Below are 13982 nucleotides of genomic sequence, written 5' to 3' on the forward strand. Positions count from 1 at the left end.
ATCATTACTATAATTGTTGCAAAAGTCCACTAAATAGGGGGAGTTATGGTCAATATCGATGCTAATATCATAGCGGATATGAGGCGTTTTAATCGGTTCTATACGAATTTACTTGGTGTTTTAGACAGACATGTGCTGGATAGCGGATATTCCTTTACCGAGGCACGTGTCATTATAGAGATCGGGTTGATCGAACCGTGTATTGCGAATACTCTGGTCGAATCTCTTCAAATTGATCGCAGCTATATGAGCAGGATCATTGCTAAATTTTGCAAAGAGGGCTTTCTTGTTAAGGAAAATTCAACGTTGGATAATAGAACAAATCTAATTCGTCTGACACCCAAAGGAAAAACGTTCTACAACCAATTGAATGAAAGATCTGATGAACAAATTCTAAGATTAGTTCAAGGACTTTCAGAAGAAGAGATTACAGAATTACATGCATCTATGTTGTTAATTCAGAAGAAATTGGATATTTCGGAGAGGATACAGAATGATACGATTTGAATGCGACTATACCGAAGGTGCTCATGAGCGTATTTTAAAGCGACTACTGGAGACGAATGAGGAACAAACCCCAGGCTATGGTGTGGACGATCATTGTGAAAAAGCCAAATCTTATATTAAAAAAGCATGTGACTCCGAAAATGCGGATGTACACTTTTTGGTTGGAGGTACACAGACCAATACAACGGTCATTTCTTCGATTTTGCGTCCGCATCAAGGCGTCATTGCGGCAACTTCTGGGCATATTGCTGTGCATGAGACCGGAGCAATTGAGGCTACTGGACATAAAGTACTGACATTGCCAAGCGAGGATGGGAAAATCCGGGGTGAACAGGTAAAGGAACTGTACGACGCTCACTGGAGTGATTCTGCTCCTGAGCATTGTGTACAGCCCGGGATGGTTTATATTTCTCAACCTACCGAGAATGGAACGATTTATAGCCGATCCGAGCTGGAAGTGCTAAGTGGAGTGTGTCATGAATGTGGTTTACCACTGTTTATAGACGGGGCCCGTTTAGGCTATGGTTTGGTTGCAGAGGATAGTGATGCATCTTTGGCAGATATAGCCAAGCTGTGCGATGTGTTTTATATAGGCGGCACTAAAATTGGAGCAATGATGGGCGAAGCCGTAGTTATCCTAAATGATGCTTTGAAACAAGATTTCAGATACATGATCAAGCAAAAAGGAGGGCTGCTGGCTAAGGGGAGAATGCTGGGCATTCAGTTTGAAACGCTGTTTGAAGACGGTTTATACTTTGAGATTTCCAAACACGCCATAGATATGGCCATGCTGCTGCAAAAAGGATTATCCGAGCAAGGATTTTCTTTCCAATATCATTCCACAACCAATCAGCAGTTTCCGATTATAGCAGATCGTATATTACAGGCATTGAGCGAAAAATATACTTACTCCTTTTGGGAAAAGACTGATGATACCCATACTGCTGTTCGATTCTGCACCAGTTGGGCCACAAAGAAAGAAAATATTGAAATGCTGCTACAGGATATCAAAGCATTACAATAAAGATCATGGATAAACGATGAATATCATCTTGAAATTATAGAATGGATGATGTAATAGGCCATACTTCGTTGCATACATTGCAGCGAAATATGGCTTTTTTGTTGTGTAATTTGCTTAATTCAAGTGGCTTGCTTTTTAGTTCCATGAAAGAGCAAGCAGATATAAAAATGGAAAAACAAGACAAGAGTGAATGTATAAAATTAACGCCTAATTATTTACACTGAATACCTATCGAACCTGTTTACGATATTGAAGAGGGGAGAGTCCGGTTATTTTTTTAAAGATTTTATTAAAATGGGAGGCATGACCGAAGCCGACATCCTCCGCAATGTGCTGGATTTTGTCTTTGGTGGTTCGCAGTCTGGTTTGAGCCGCCCTGACCCTCACTACGCGGATGTACTCGCTGAAATGAAAGCCAGTCAATTTTAGAAAGATGCGGCTTAGGTAAGCCGGACTAATAAAAAAGCAGGCGGCCACTTGTTCGAGAGTTAACGGCTCATTGAAATGGTCTTGAATAAAAGACGAGATTTCTGTGATTTTCTGATGCATGGGATGAGAGGAAACAAGTTCACTACGCTCGGCCGCTTCCGATCGGTGCACCAGGATAAGCATTTCCAGCAGCAAATGCTGTACACAGCGGTCATGCAGAGGCTGCTTATTCCTACATTCGGTATTCATTTGTAGGAACAGCCGTTCAACTTCGACTTGCTCTCTAGCCGGTAAGCGAAGCAACGCAGATTGCTGGTACGGCGGTAGATCCAGAATGTCATGATCCTGCTGCGGGAGAAACGTCGGGGAAAAATGAATCAAAATGCGTTCTGTTTCCTCCAATTGTGTACTGGCGGTAGAGTGTAAGTCATGAGGGAGGATGAATATCAGATCGCCCTTGCGAGCGGTGTATACCTTGCCGTTCATAAAGTAGATGCGTTCGCCCTGCAGCAAAAAATACAGCTCATAGTTGTCATGAACATGAGGTCTGGGCATAACGGTGAAGCCGGTACGGTAGATGTGATGAATGGAGAATTGTTGTTCTCCGATGACATATTTGTCTTCCTTCATTTCATTCATGTGCTTCTTCCTTTGCCAATTAAGATAAGTAAGCGCATTCATATATCCATAGTATATATGACACCTGCCCACGGTAAAAGCGGAAAAGATTGATGAAAGGAGGTGAAGACACTTCTGAACGTCTCGGATCATTCTTTTATAAAAGTATGCGCTGATGTGAAAGAAAATCTTAGGGAGGAAACAGAATATGAGCAAGCAGCGTACATGGAGAAAGGTGCTATGTAATGTGGTCGTGGGTTCAATGTTGTTGACCTTGTGCCCACCATTGATCCAGGCAGAGACTGCGGTAGGGACAGAGATGGGGAAAGTGGAGAAAGTAGAAAATATAGCGACGAATATTCCGGCGTTTCCGGGAGCTGAAGGCGGGGGTAAATATGTTACCGGTGGACGCGGAGGTGAAGTATACGAAGTTACCACGCTGGCAGACTACGGCAAAGGTGAGCAGGTGATCCCCGGATCTCTTCGTGCAGCGGTCAGCTCCGATAATCGGACGGTCGTATTCCGGGTGGGTGGAACCATTCATCTGAAGGAGCCACTTAAAATCCTGGGCAACAACCTGACGGTTGCAGGTCAGACAGCTCCTGGCGACGGCATAACTGTAAGCGATTACACAACAGGGATTGATGCAGATAACGTCATTCTCCGTTACCTGCGTTTTCGATTAACTGATCGTTACCCCAGTGAGGATGACGCGTTAGGAGCCAGGTACCATAAAAACATTATGATTGATCACTGTTCCTTTAGCTGGTCGGTGGATGAGGTACTAAGTCTGTACGATAACGTGAATACGACAGTACAATGGTCTATTGCATCCGAAAGTATGCTAATGACTACGCACCAGAAAGGCCGCCACGGCTATGGCGGTATATGGGGTGGTCGGAATTCCACCTATCATCATAACTTGCTGGCTCACAATGCAAGCCGCAATCCACGGTTCCCAACCGATAAAAAACAAATCGACGCTGTGGAAATGACCAATAATGTCATATATAACTGGGGATTTTTCTCTTCCTACGGTGGCGGTGAAGGATCGTATAATGTGCTGAATAACTACTATAAGTATGGCCCCAACACATATAAGGACGTGCGGAGTCAAATCTTTGTAGACGTGGGGAGTAAAAAATATAAAACACGCATTTATATTGGTGGCAACTACATGTACGGCAACGAATCGGTTACTCAAGACAACTGGCAGCTTGGAACATCCATTGGATCGATTATTGACCCTTCCACTCGTTTGGCAGAGCCGATTGAAGTCAGAGGGGAATACGACAACGGAATTTCACCAGATGCGTATGGACCATATCAGGCGACAGATGCGCAGACCGCATATACTGAGGTGCTCGCCGGCTCAGGAGCCACGCTGCCAAGAAGAGATGCGGTGGACGCTCGAATTATGAATGATGTGAAGAATGGAACGGGTGCGTTTATCAACTCCCCGCGTGAAGCAGGCTGGATTTACGATGATTATAGCGTAACCACCACGGAGCTTACTGACAGCGATCATGATGGTATACCGGATGAATGGGAACGCGCTCATGGGCTGGACCCCAATAATGCAGATGACCGCAACGGTCAGGAGCTTGCCGGTACAGGCGAGTATGCTCATTTTGCCAAGGGCTATACGAATCTGGAAGTTTATTTAAATGATCTCATTGAGAAGCTGTCCAATGGGAGTGAGGTGGATAATCCGGAGGCCTTCGTTCAGGTATCGGATGAAGGTGGACGTTCACTGAAGCATAACGATATTTTGGAAGCCGGACGTGATGCGACCATAACTGCAACGGCCAAGGATCAAGATGGCATTGCTCACGTTGAATTTGTCATTGACGGTAAACTTGCTGGAAAAGTAGAGAGTGCGCCTTATCAAATCAGTTGGAATCATGTGACGGACGGCACCCATTACATTATTGCACGGGTGACAGACCGCAAGGGGACTGCTACATTTTCCAATCCTGTTACCATCCATGTCAACACGACTGTACCAACGGGGAACTGGCTCAGCGAAGAGGTTGGCTCTGATGGTAACGATGGCTATATCAAAGGGCATACTCAGGTATTAAAAGAAGATGCAAACGGCAGCAGTATCCGACTGAAATCGGCGGGGGATATTGACGGAAAAGCCGATCTTTTCCATTATGCTTATCAGAAATGGGAGGGAGACGGTGAAATTACAGCTCGTGTGGAGAAGATTACCCCTGTGGATGATAATGCCGAGGCAGGGGTAATGATTCGTGAATCGCTGAAGCCTGGATCAAAAATGGCCTTTATGTCTTTAGCATTTGTTAAATATGGTAAACAGGGGATTCTTATCAGTCGTGATCAAACAGATGGTAAAACCACGCGTGCGTCAATGGAGACGTTTATTCCAACGCCATATTCGGTTCGTCTTGTGCGACAGGGGCAAAAGCTTACCGGATGGGTATCCGCAGACGGTGTGACGAACTGGGAGAAGGTTGGTGAAACCGTTATAGATTTGCCGGATCATCAACCGCTATTGTTCGGGTTAGCTACTGATGCATCCAAACAACAAAATGAAGTGTGGAATTACAATACGTCGGAATTCAGCAATGTTAAGGTCCGCAAGCTAACAGACTCAGGAGGAACTTCTCCCACTAGTGTGGTTGTATCGACCTATGGCCCTGCTGACTACACCTCTCTCCAGGCAGCTATTGATGCAGTCCCTGACAACAGCAACACAAGGACTGTTATCCATCTCAAAAACGGCACGTACCGTGAAAAAATAAAGGTGAATTCCTCCAAAAAAAATCTGAGTATTATCGGGGAAGATCGGGACAAAACGATCATTGCTTTTGATGATACGGCCAAGACCGTAGTGGACGGAAAAGAATTAGGAACGAGCAATAGCTATACCATGCGTGTGCAAAGTTCTGACTTTGTGTTGGAAAATGTGACGGTCGCCAACACAGAAGGGACCGGGCAGGTGCAGGCTGTAGCGTTATATGCCGAAGGTGATCGTGGCAAGTATCACAATGTCAAAATTACTGGCCTACAGGATACACTGCTCGTGAACCGTGGCAGACAATATTTTAAGGACAGCTATATTAGTGGCAGTGTAGATTTTATATTTGGCAATGCCCCTGCCGTGTTTGATAACTCAATCATACACAGCCTGCGTGCCGGATACGTAACAGCCGCTTCAACAGAAGAGAACCAGCCAGGTTTTGTATTTACTCAGTGTCGTCTGACAACCGAAGCTGGCTTGACAGGCAAGGTGGATCTTGGGCGACCATGGCGTCCTTACGCACATGTTACTTTTTTGAAAACCTATATGGATGACCATATCAAGCCAGGTGGTTGGAACAATTGGGGTAAAGAATCCAATGAGCAGACTGCAAGATTTGGAGAGTACGATAACTTTGGACCAGGTGCAGAAAGTAGCGGGCGTGTACCTTGGGCCAAACAGCTTACGGCTGACGAAGCAAACCAGTACACTGTTGAAGCTGTTCTGAGCGGGACAGATCATTGGAATTGGCGTCTATAATTGTATATTCAATAGATAAGCGGGGGATGCGCTTCAAGCGTTTTCCCCCGCTTATGTGCGTGTTTGTGAGCAATTTTGGATGTGATGCATACATAATCTAAAATTGAAACCATTTGTTTTTATGGTAAATATTTTATATATTGAATGAGGGAAGTGTGTAAATCATCAAGGACAAAACTAACATTTTTTCTTAAATACATTATGTTGTCGGAGGTGTAGGATGGCACGTGTGTTGGTTGTGATCACGCCTGCTGAAGGCCATGTTAACCCGTCATTAGGATTAATTAAGCAATTGGTCGATAGGGGAGAGGAAGTAGATTATGTGTGTTCAGAGGAATTTGGTACGAGAATTCAACAAACGGGAGCAAACCTGATCACCTATCCATTTAGTGTGGATGCATTTATTCACAATCCTGTATTAAAGCCGGCTGAATATAAACATCATTATCAATTCGTGAATATGATCGTTAAAGGTTTGATTGAACCGATTATTCCAAAGGTTATGAAAGCAATTGAAAATAAGGTGTATGATTATTTGATTTATGACTATTTGATGGGTTGGGGAGGCAAAATTATAGCAGAGAGGCTGGGAATACCTGCGGTATGTACGGTCTGTTCGTTTGCTTTCGTAGAGCCTCTGGGTTCTGACCAAGGCGGGGATGATCATGACATAAAAGTGAGAGCGCTTTATGATGATACGATGAAAGTAGTACATCAATTAGCTGAGGAGTTTCAGGTTGCCGTCCCTGCTATTGATGAACTCGATTCACATTCCCACAGCCTAAAGGTCGTGTATACAAGCCGTTATTTTCAACCGCAAGCTGAAAAGCTGGATGACAGCTATATTTTTGCAGGTCCATCTATTGTACCTCGTAAAGATGCGCCCTCTTTTCCGTTCGACCAGCTTCGTGCTTTGTATCCGCAGGTTGTTTATATATCATTGGGAACTATTCTTAATAGAGATTTGGAGTTTTACAAGCTTTGCTTTGAAGCATTTCGTGATTTGCCTGTGCAATTTGTACTTTCATCAGGCCAATATGCGGAGATGGAGTTATTGGCGGATGGTATCCCGGACAATTTTATGATCAAGCCCTATATTCCCCAGCTGGAAATGCTCCAGCGTGTAGATGCATTCATCACACATGGGGGAATGAACAGTGCAAGCGAAGCCTTGTATTACAACGTGCCAATGGTTCTGGTTCCCATGACATCGGATCAGCCGCTTGTGGCCAATCGGGTCCAAGAGCTGGGAGCAGGGATTGCTGTGAATAAAAATGAGCTTACCCCTGCTATCTTAAAAGCTGCTTTGGTAGAGGTTTTAAATCAAGCCATCTATAAACAACAGGCGCATGTAATTGGCGAATCACTCCGTCAGGCTGGCGGTTATACGTATGCGGCCGATGCAATTATGAGTCGTTTCTCTACTATAAAAAAATAGGGTGCGTGTGCGTCAGCTCCTGATTATAACCAATTCGGGCTACGCATGGCAGGGTAGCATAATAAAGCAGCACGTAATCGGACTTTAGGTTCTCGTCCAGATTACGTGCTGTTTCTTTTATTGATGGTGCTCTATAGGCTGTGATTTCTTTCTTGTAGAGCAGCCGATTGGTCAAACTCTAATTTTTTTGATATCGCCAGCAGACCAAGGCAACAGAGAATCAGGAATAAGCATATCCAATAGGAGTTTCGATAACCCATCCATTGAGCAAACAATCCGCCCATCAAGCTCCCCGCCAATCTTCCGATCGTTGTCGCATTGGAATACAGTGTCGAGGCGTATCCGGGCAGAGATGGCAACAAATCCTGCATATAGCTGATACCAATGGCTGATATCACTGCAACAAAGAATGCTAGGAGAAGCTGTCCCGCAAATAGTTGCCACATCTCCGTAGACATAAGAACGAGGAGGTAATAGACAACGCCTGTTAAAGCCCCTAAAAATATAAGCAAACGGTTGGAGTATTTGGCTGCTAGTACGCCCAGCATGAGCATCAGGGGTATTTCTAAGATTGCGCAAATACTGGATACGAGGGCAACGTCATTCGTGTCACCTTTTAAATTGTGAATGATGAACAAGGAAATATTTAAACTATTCATCCAGTGAGACGTATAAAGCAGAGTAAGAACTACAAAAGGGATCAGGATTTTCATATTTTTATGTAATGTAATGTGATGAAGTGAAAGTTGATCCTTATTTTTAGCCTGAACAGGACGCTGCTTGATAAAAAAGAATAGAAGAACGGCAATAAGTACAAAAATAGAGGTCGTACCAACAAAAATACCTTTAAAGCCCGTATGTGCAATCAAGAAGGAACCCAAGAGCGGCCCGGTAATAAAGCCAAGAGAAAACATAGAACGAAGCGTTGAATTCGCAAAGGCATGATCCGCAGATTTACTGCGATCTACCGCTTCACGTGCACTGGCAAATAACTGCGGCATCCCAGGGGCGCCAATCGCTGTAAAGACCGTCATATAAATAAAAAGTACATAAAAGTTTTGGATTACAAGATATCCTGCAAAGGCGACAGCATTAAATAACGTACAAATCACTAAAATTTGTTTGCGATCCAATCCGGTATCGGAGCGTTTGGCAATAAGAGAGCTGATCCATATACCACAAATCAAAGTCACCGCTGTAAACACACCAAAGGTCCCTACCGATACGCCAAGTGTACTTGTAAAATATACAGCTAAAAAAGGTGCGCTTATGGAAATAGCCATACCTTGCAATAACATGCAGATCATGAATAGTGGGTAGTTAGGGATAAAGAAAAGATTTTGAATACGCTTTAGCATTTCATTTTTACACCCCTTTAGATTTAGAAGCGGAACTTACATACCTATCCAACCTAAACTATATATGACTTTAGCATAATTTGTATATTTACATTGTATAAAATATTATATAATTTTTTTTACTTTGATGAGCAACTCATATGCAAGGCCATATACAGACAAAGATATAAGATCAGGAGTGGGATGTAGATGTGTATGCGACTTTTCCTGTAGGATGTGCCTTAAAGGCTGAAGCGTTCTATGAACTGCTTGATCAGTTCATTCAATGATCCAGCGGCCTTCGTAGGAAGGCGGTGATCGGCTTTTTTAATGAAAACAAGCTCACTCTTCGGTAAATGCTGATGCAATATGTTGGCATATGGATGAAAGTGTTTATCCTCTTCACCATAAACGAGCAGGACAGGAAGATGGATTTCCCCTAGCCGTGAGGTACAGTTATACTTCAAGCTGTAACGATAATATTGTTCGACATTCCTGGGATTTCCCTGCTTCGCATCGTTGAATAACTTACGGAACAAAGATAACTGTTTCGTTTGTGACCAGGCATTAGAAAGCGCAATCGTACCGACTGCGCCGATTTTGGATAGCGCAATGCCTAAAGAAATTTTGTTTCTTAGTCGCCATTCGTTTACCTCGGACATTCCGCTGATAACAATGCCCCCCCATGCCCGATCTGGGTGAGTCAGGAGAAATTCAAGTACTATTGAACCTCCGGTAGAATATCCACACAAAAATACTTTATCCAAGCTCAATCGATCCATCAAATGCTTAATATCCTGGGCGATGAGAGGGTAAGTAACCGTTTGTTCGGAAGGCTGACTTTTACCGTGTCCTCTGATATCAAAAGCTATAGTACGAAAATAGGGCGATAGCCCTTGGATTTGGTATGTGAAATTTGAGCTTGTAAGTACCGGAGGGTGAATGAATAGGATGGCTGTTCCTTCTCCGGAATCTATATAGTGCATGGAGTGCTCATGTATGTTTGTTGTGGTCATTGCTATGCTCTCTCCCTGAATGGTTTTGATCTTAAATTTGGCTTATTAGATTCAAAAAATTCATGGAGTTGTAACTTTGGGTTGCGTGAGGTCCCTTTTCCCCGATGATCCAATGTAGGAATAATTTTTTTTGTATATGAAAAAATAAGAGGATCAAGGGCACTGTTTTTCTAAGAAGGGGACACACACATGGGCATGAAAAATAAAGTTACCGTTGTACTAGTGTTAAGTTTATTGTTGTTGATCTTGGGCTGTAGAGCGGACTCCAGTCAACAGCTAAAGCAACAGAGCATGAACCCACATATCACAGCAAAGCAAATGGGCAAAAAACCTGTCATTGTAATCTTGATTGATTCTTTAATGGATAAGCCTCTGCAAGATGCCATTCAAGAAGGCCGTGCACCCGCCATACGATTTCTCCTTCATCAAGGACAATATTTCCCGCAGGTAGTGAGCTCATTTCCCACGATGTCTGTAACCATCGACAGTACATTATTAACGGGAACGTATGCTGACCAACATCATGTGCCTGGTCTCGTTTGGTATAGCGACCCAAAGAAACGCATGATTCTCTACGGCAATGGTGCCAAAGAAGCCTTAAAGATCGACCAACTGCAAGTATTTAATGACGCTATTTACCAATTAAACCAAGTTCATTTGAACAAAAAAACGAAAACAATACATGAAGCATTAGCTGACAAAGGGAAAGAATCCGCGTCCATCAATGCTGTTGTTTTTAGAGGAAGAACGGAACATTCCTTAAAGGTGCCTCGTTTTATTGCAAACAGTAACCGTGTGCCAGAACAAGTGAAAATAACAGGACCTAAATGGTTTTCATATGCAACTTTTGCTCAACTGGATCCGGGGAATAGCTGGAATACTTCTCCGTGGAAAAAACTTGGGATGAACGACGAATTTTCTGCAAAAGAAACCGCTTTTCTAATCAATCAAAAAAAACTTCCAAACCTAACCATCACATACTTTCCAGGGAATGATAATTTGGCGCATAGAAAAGGCCCGACTCAACTGAAGGGAATTGAAAAAGCCGATCAAGCACTGCAAACTGTGTTGAACGCATACGGTTCTTGGGAAGAGGCTGTACAAAATGCTACATGGATCGTCTTGGGAGACAGTGGGCAAAGCGCGGTTTATAATGATCGACAGGCAGCCACAGTTGATATAAGGCCGCTTTTGGGCCATTACCGGATTGCAAAATTAAATCAACCCGTAAGAAGTGATGACCAAATCGTGATTGCCGCTAATGAACGGATGGCCTATATCTATGCAATTGACAATAACGTAGATTTGTCTGACGTGGTGAAGCTTTTACAGCATGAGAATAAGCTCGACATTATTGCTATGAAAGACGGTAAAAATAATATCCAGGTTACAAAGGGGAGAAATGGTAGCCTGTTTTCTTATCATCCCGGTGGGAAATTTACCGATGAATATGGACAATCATGGACATTATCGGGCGAAACGAATCTTGTGGATATTACGACTAATAACAACCGGATCAAATATGGAAAATATCCAGACGTTTTGGCGAGGCTACACGGGGCAATGAATTCACATGAAGGAAGATATGTTGTCGTTACGGTTCAACCTGGATATGAACTGGTCGGTGAAAGTTCCCCTACCCACATCGGAGGGGGAGCGCATGGATCGCTGCATGAACAAGATTCCCTTGTCCCACTAATTATTTCTGGAACGAATACACGACCCAAAACATTGCGAATTGTGGATATAAAAGATTGGCTCCTACAATTGGTGAATGAATAAGTATTGATCGTTCTTGATATTAAAATTGAGCTATATTAGTATATAAGCATGTAGTTATATAAGTGAAAGGGGGCATATATTGAATCAACTAGGTTATGTAGCTGATCATTTAAAGTTATTGGGGGATAAAACCCGATTGATCATGTTATCCCTGCTAAGAGAAAGAGAATGGTGTGTTTGCGAATTTGTAGATATCTTTGATATGTCGCAGCCAGCAATTAGCCAACATTTGAGAAAATTAAAGTCGCAAGGAATTGTAAAAGAAGAACGACGAAGTCAGTGGGTATACTATTCCTTAAACGTAGACGACAAACCGCATATTCAAGCTGTTCTTGAGAGCATGCCAGACTCCAAGCATATTTTGAAATCGCTGAATAAAGAGGAACCGATCGCATCTTGTGGACCGGATTCCTCAGCTTGTTCATGCTAAAGCCTGTTCCGTTTATCTCCTTGTGGCGTAACGGTGCTATTATATAAGTATATGTTTATAAGGTAATATATTGGAGGTTAAGAACATTGATTTTGTTGGCATGCATTATATTTTTAGCCACTTTAGTGTTGGTGATCTGGCAGCCTAGAAATCTGTCTATCGGCTGGTCTGCCTGCGGCGGTGCCATACTCGCCTTGCTGGTGGGTGTCGTCGATTTACATGATGTTTGGGAAGTGACTCATATTGTCTGGAATGCGACACTGGCTTTTGTAGCCATTATTCTGATTTCGTTGGTGCTTGATAAAATCGGCTTCTTCGAATGGGCGGCGCTTCACATGGCACGGGTAGCCCATGGAAGCGGAACTCGGATGTTTGTTTATGTGACCATTCTTGGCGCCGTTGTTGCTGCTTTTTTTGCGAATGACGGTGCGGCCTTAATACTGACACCGATTGTACTGGCGATGGTTCGGGCACTTAAATTGGATGAGAAAATGATTTTTCCTTTTATCATAGCGAGCGGTTTTATTTCAGACACGACGTCGCTTCCGCTTGTGGTCAGCAACTTGGTCAACATTGTGTCAGCCGATTTCTTTGGGATCACCTTTATGGAATATGCGAGTCGCATGATTGTACCTAATTTATTTTCTTTAGCAGCCAGTATAGGAGTACTGTATCTTTTTTTCCGTAAAAGAATTCCGAAAACGTTTGATACGACACAATTAATCACGCCTGCGGAAGCGATTAAAGATCCAAAAATGTTCCGTATGTCCTGGATCGTTCTTGCGGTTTTGTTCGTTGGCTACTTTGCATGCGAATTTTTTAACATTCCCGTTTCGGCGGTGGTTGGTACTGTTGCTATCTTCTTCTTGCTGATGGCAAGAAGAAGCCCTGTGGTACCCATAAAAAAAGTTATCATGGGCGCTCCATGGGCCATCGTATTTTTCTCCATCGGGATGTATGTGGTGGTGTATGGTCTGCGTAATGCCGGTTTGACAGACCTGCTGGCCCATGTGATTCAAGCGGCTTCAGATCAAGGTATGTTTGTGGCCACCATGGGCATGGGTTTTATTGCGGCGATTATCTCGTCGGGTATGAATAACATGCCTACGGTCATGATTGATGCGCTTGCCATTAATGCCACCCATGCAACCGGTATAGTCAAAGAGGCACTGATTTATGCTAACGTTATAGGGTCGGATCTCGGACCGAAGATAACCCCAATTGGTTCGCTAGCCACATTATTGTGGTTGCATGTGCTTCGTTCGAAAAACGTGAAAATTTCATGGGGGACTTATTTTAAAACAGGCATCATCTTAACTATTCCTACACTTTTTATTACCCTACTGGGCTTATATCTGTGGTTAATCATTTCATAATGGACAATTGAAGGAGACGCTGATGATGGATAAGAAGACAATTTATTTTTTGTGCACTGGTAATTCTTGCCGCAGTCAAATGGCAGAAGGCTGGGCTAAACAATACTTGGGAGACCGTTGGAATGTATACAGTGCGGGCATTGAAGCACACGGCCTCAACCCTAAAGCGGTGCAAGCGATGAATGAAGTTGGGATGGATATTTCCGGTCAAACTTCAGATATTATTGATTCTGTTTTGCTGAATAGTGCGGATTTAGTTGTGACCTTATGCGGAGATGCTGCCGATAAATGTCCTATTACACCTCCGTACGTGCGCCGCGAACATTGGGGATTTGATGATCCGGCTAAAGCACAAGGAACAGAAGAAGAGAAATGGAGCGTATTCCAGCGTGTACGGGATGAAGTCGGGGCTCGTATTCGCAAATTTGCGGAGACCGGTGAATAAACCAGTGCACGGCTTAGGAAGGGCGAACTCAGGCATACTTCCTTAAAAGGGCGG

The 13982-nt window shown here is 43.4% G+C and carries 11 protein-coding genes; 8 read left to right on the forward strand and 3 right to left on the reverse strand.

Annotated elements, in window-relative coordinates; genetic code table 11:
• Positions 1-45: 45 nt before the first annotated feature.
• Positions 46-507: a MarR family winged helix-turn-helix transcriptional regulator gene (locus tag HFE01_RS16940; protein ID WP_016820414.1), complete on the forward strand. Its 462-nt coding sequence runs from the start codon at positions 46-48 to the stop codon at positions 505-507.
• Entirely contained in the window at positions 494-1531 is a 1038-nt protein-coding gene (locus HFE01_RS16945) for a threonine aldolase family protein (RefSeq protein ID WP_017425602.1), read from the forward strand. Before HFE01_RS16940 ends, HFE01_RS16945 begins: the two co-directional genes overlap by 14 nt.
• Positions 1532-1759: 228 nt before the next feature.
• On the opposite strand, the gene HFE01_RS16950 is transcribed toward HFE01_RS16945, so the two are convergent.
• Positions 1760-2599, reverse strand: a complete 840-nt coding sequence (locus tag HFE01_RS16950; RefSeq protein ID WP_016820412.1) for a helix-turn-helix transcriptional regulator — start codon at positions 2597-2599, stop codon at positions 1760-1762.
• A 187-nt stretch (positions 2600-2786) separates the two neighbouring features.
• On the opposite strand from HFE01_RS16950, the gene HFE01_RS16955 reads away from it, so the two are divergent.
• Together HFE01_RS16955 and HFE01_RS16960 are read left to right on the forward strand one after the other, a co-directional pair.
• A complete protein-coding gene (locus HFE01_RS16955) occupies positions 2787-6104 on the forward strand; it encodes a pectinesterase family protein (RefSeq protein WP_107734505.1) in 3318 nt (1105 codons plus the stop codon).
• A 220-nt stretch (positions 6105-6324) separates the two neighbouring features.
• Positions 6325-7542, forward strand: coding sequence for a macrolide family glycosyltransferase (locus tag HFE01_RS16960; RefSeq protein ID WP_025365895.1), 1218 nt, complete (start codon positions 6325-6327; stop codon positions 7540-7542).
• 131 nt (positions 7543-7673) lie between these two features.
• On the opposite strand, the gene HFE01_RS16965 is transcribed toward HFE01_RS16960, so the two are convergent.
• Both HFE01_RS16965 and HFE01_RS16970 read right to left on the reverse strand, forming a co-directional pair.
• Positions 7674-8900, reverse strand: coding sequence for a sugar efflux transporter (locus HFE01_RS16965; RefSeq protein WP_031462276.1), 1227 nt, complete (start codon positions 8898-8900; stop codon positions 7674-7676).
• A 221-nt stretch (positions 8901-9121) separates the two neighbouring features.
• Positions 9122-9895, reverse strand: coding sequence for an alpha/beta fold hydrolase (locus HFE01_RS16970; protein ID WP_107734506.1), 774 nt, complete (start codon positions 9893-9895; stop codon positions 9122-9124).
• Positions 9896-10084: 189 nt separating this feature from the next.
• Between HFE01_RS16970 and HFE01_RS16975 the strand changes: the two genes are divergently transcribed.
• The 4 genes from HFE01_RS16975 (at position 10085) to arsC (ending at position 13928) form a co-directional block, all read left to right on the forward strand.
• Positions 10085-11677 (forward strand): alkaline phosphatase family protein, encoded by a 1593-nt coding sequence (locus tag HFE01_RS16975; RefSeq protein WP_107734507.1) that lies wholly within the window; start codon positions 10085-10087, stop codon positions 11675-11677.
• Positions 11678-11756: 79 nt separating this feature from the next.
• Positions 11757-12107, forward strand: a complete 351-nt coding sequence (locus HFE01_RS16980) for an ArsR/SmtB family transcription factor (RefSeq protein WP_107734508.1) — start codon at positions 11757-11759, stop codon at positions 12105-12107.
• A gap of 86 nt (positions 12108-12193) precedes the next feature.
• On the forward strand, positions 12194-13483 hold the full coding sequence (locus tag HFE01_RS16985) for an arsenic transporter (protein WP_107734509.1): 1290 nt from the start codon (positions 12194-12196) through the stop codon (positions 13481-13483).
• Positions 13484-13508: 25 nt separating this feature from the next.
• Complete coding sequence (gene arsC / locus HFE01_RS16990) at positions 13509-13928, forward strand: arsenate reductase (thioredoxin) (RefSeq protein ID WP_090890958.1); 420 nt, start codon at positions 13509-13511, stop codon at positions 13926-13928.
• Positions 13929-13982 lie beyond the last annotated feature (54 nt).

Origin of the sequence: Paenibacillus sp. EKM10P (genome assembly GCF_011800655.1) — a bacterium.
Lineage (GTDB): Bacteria > Bacillota > Bacilli > Paenibacillales > Paenibacillaceae > Paenibacillus > Paenibacillus polymyxa.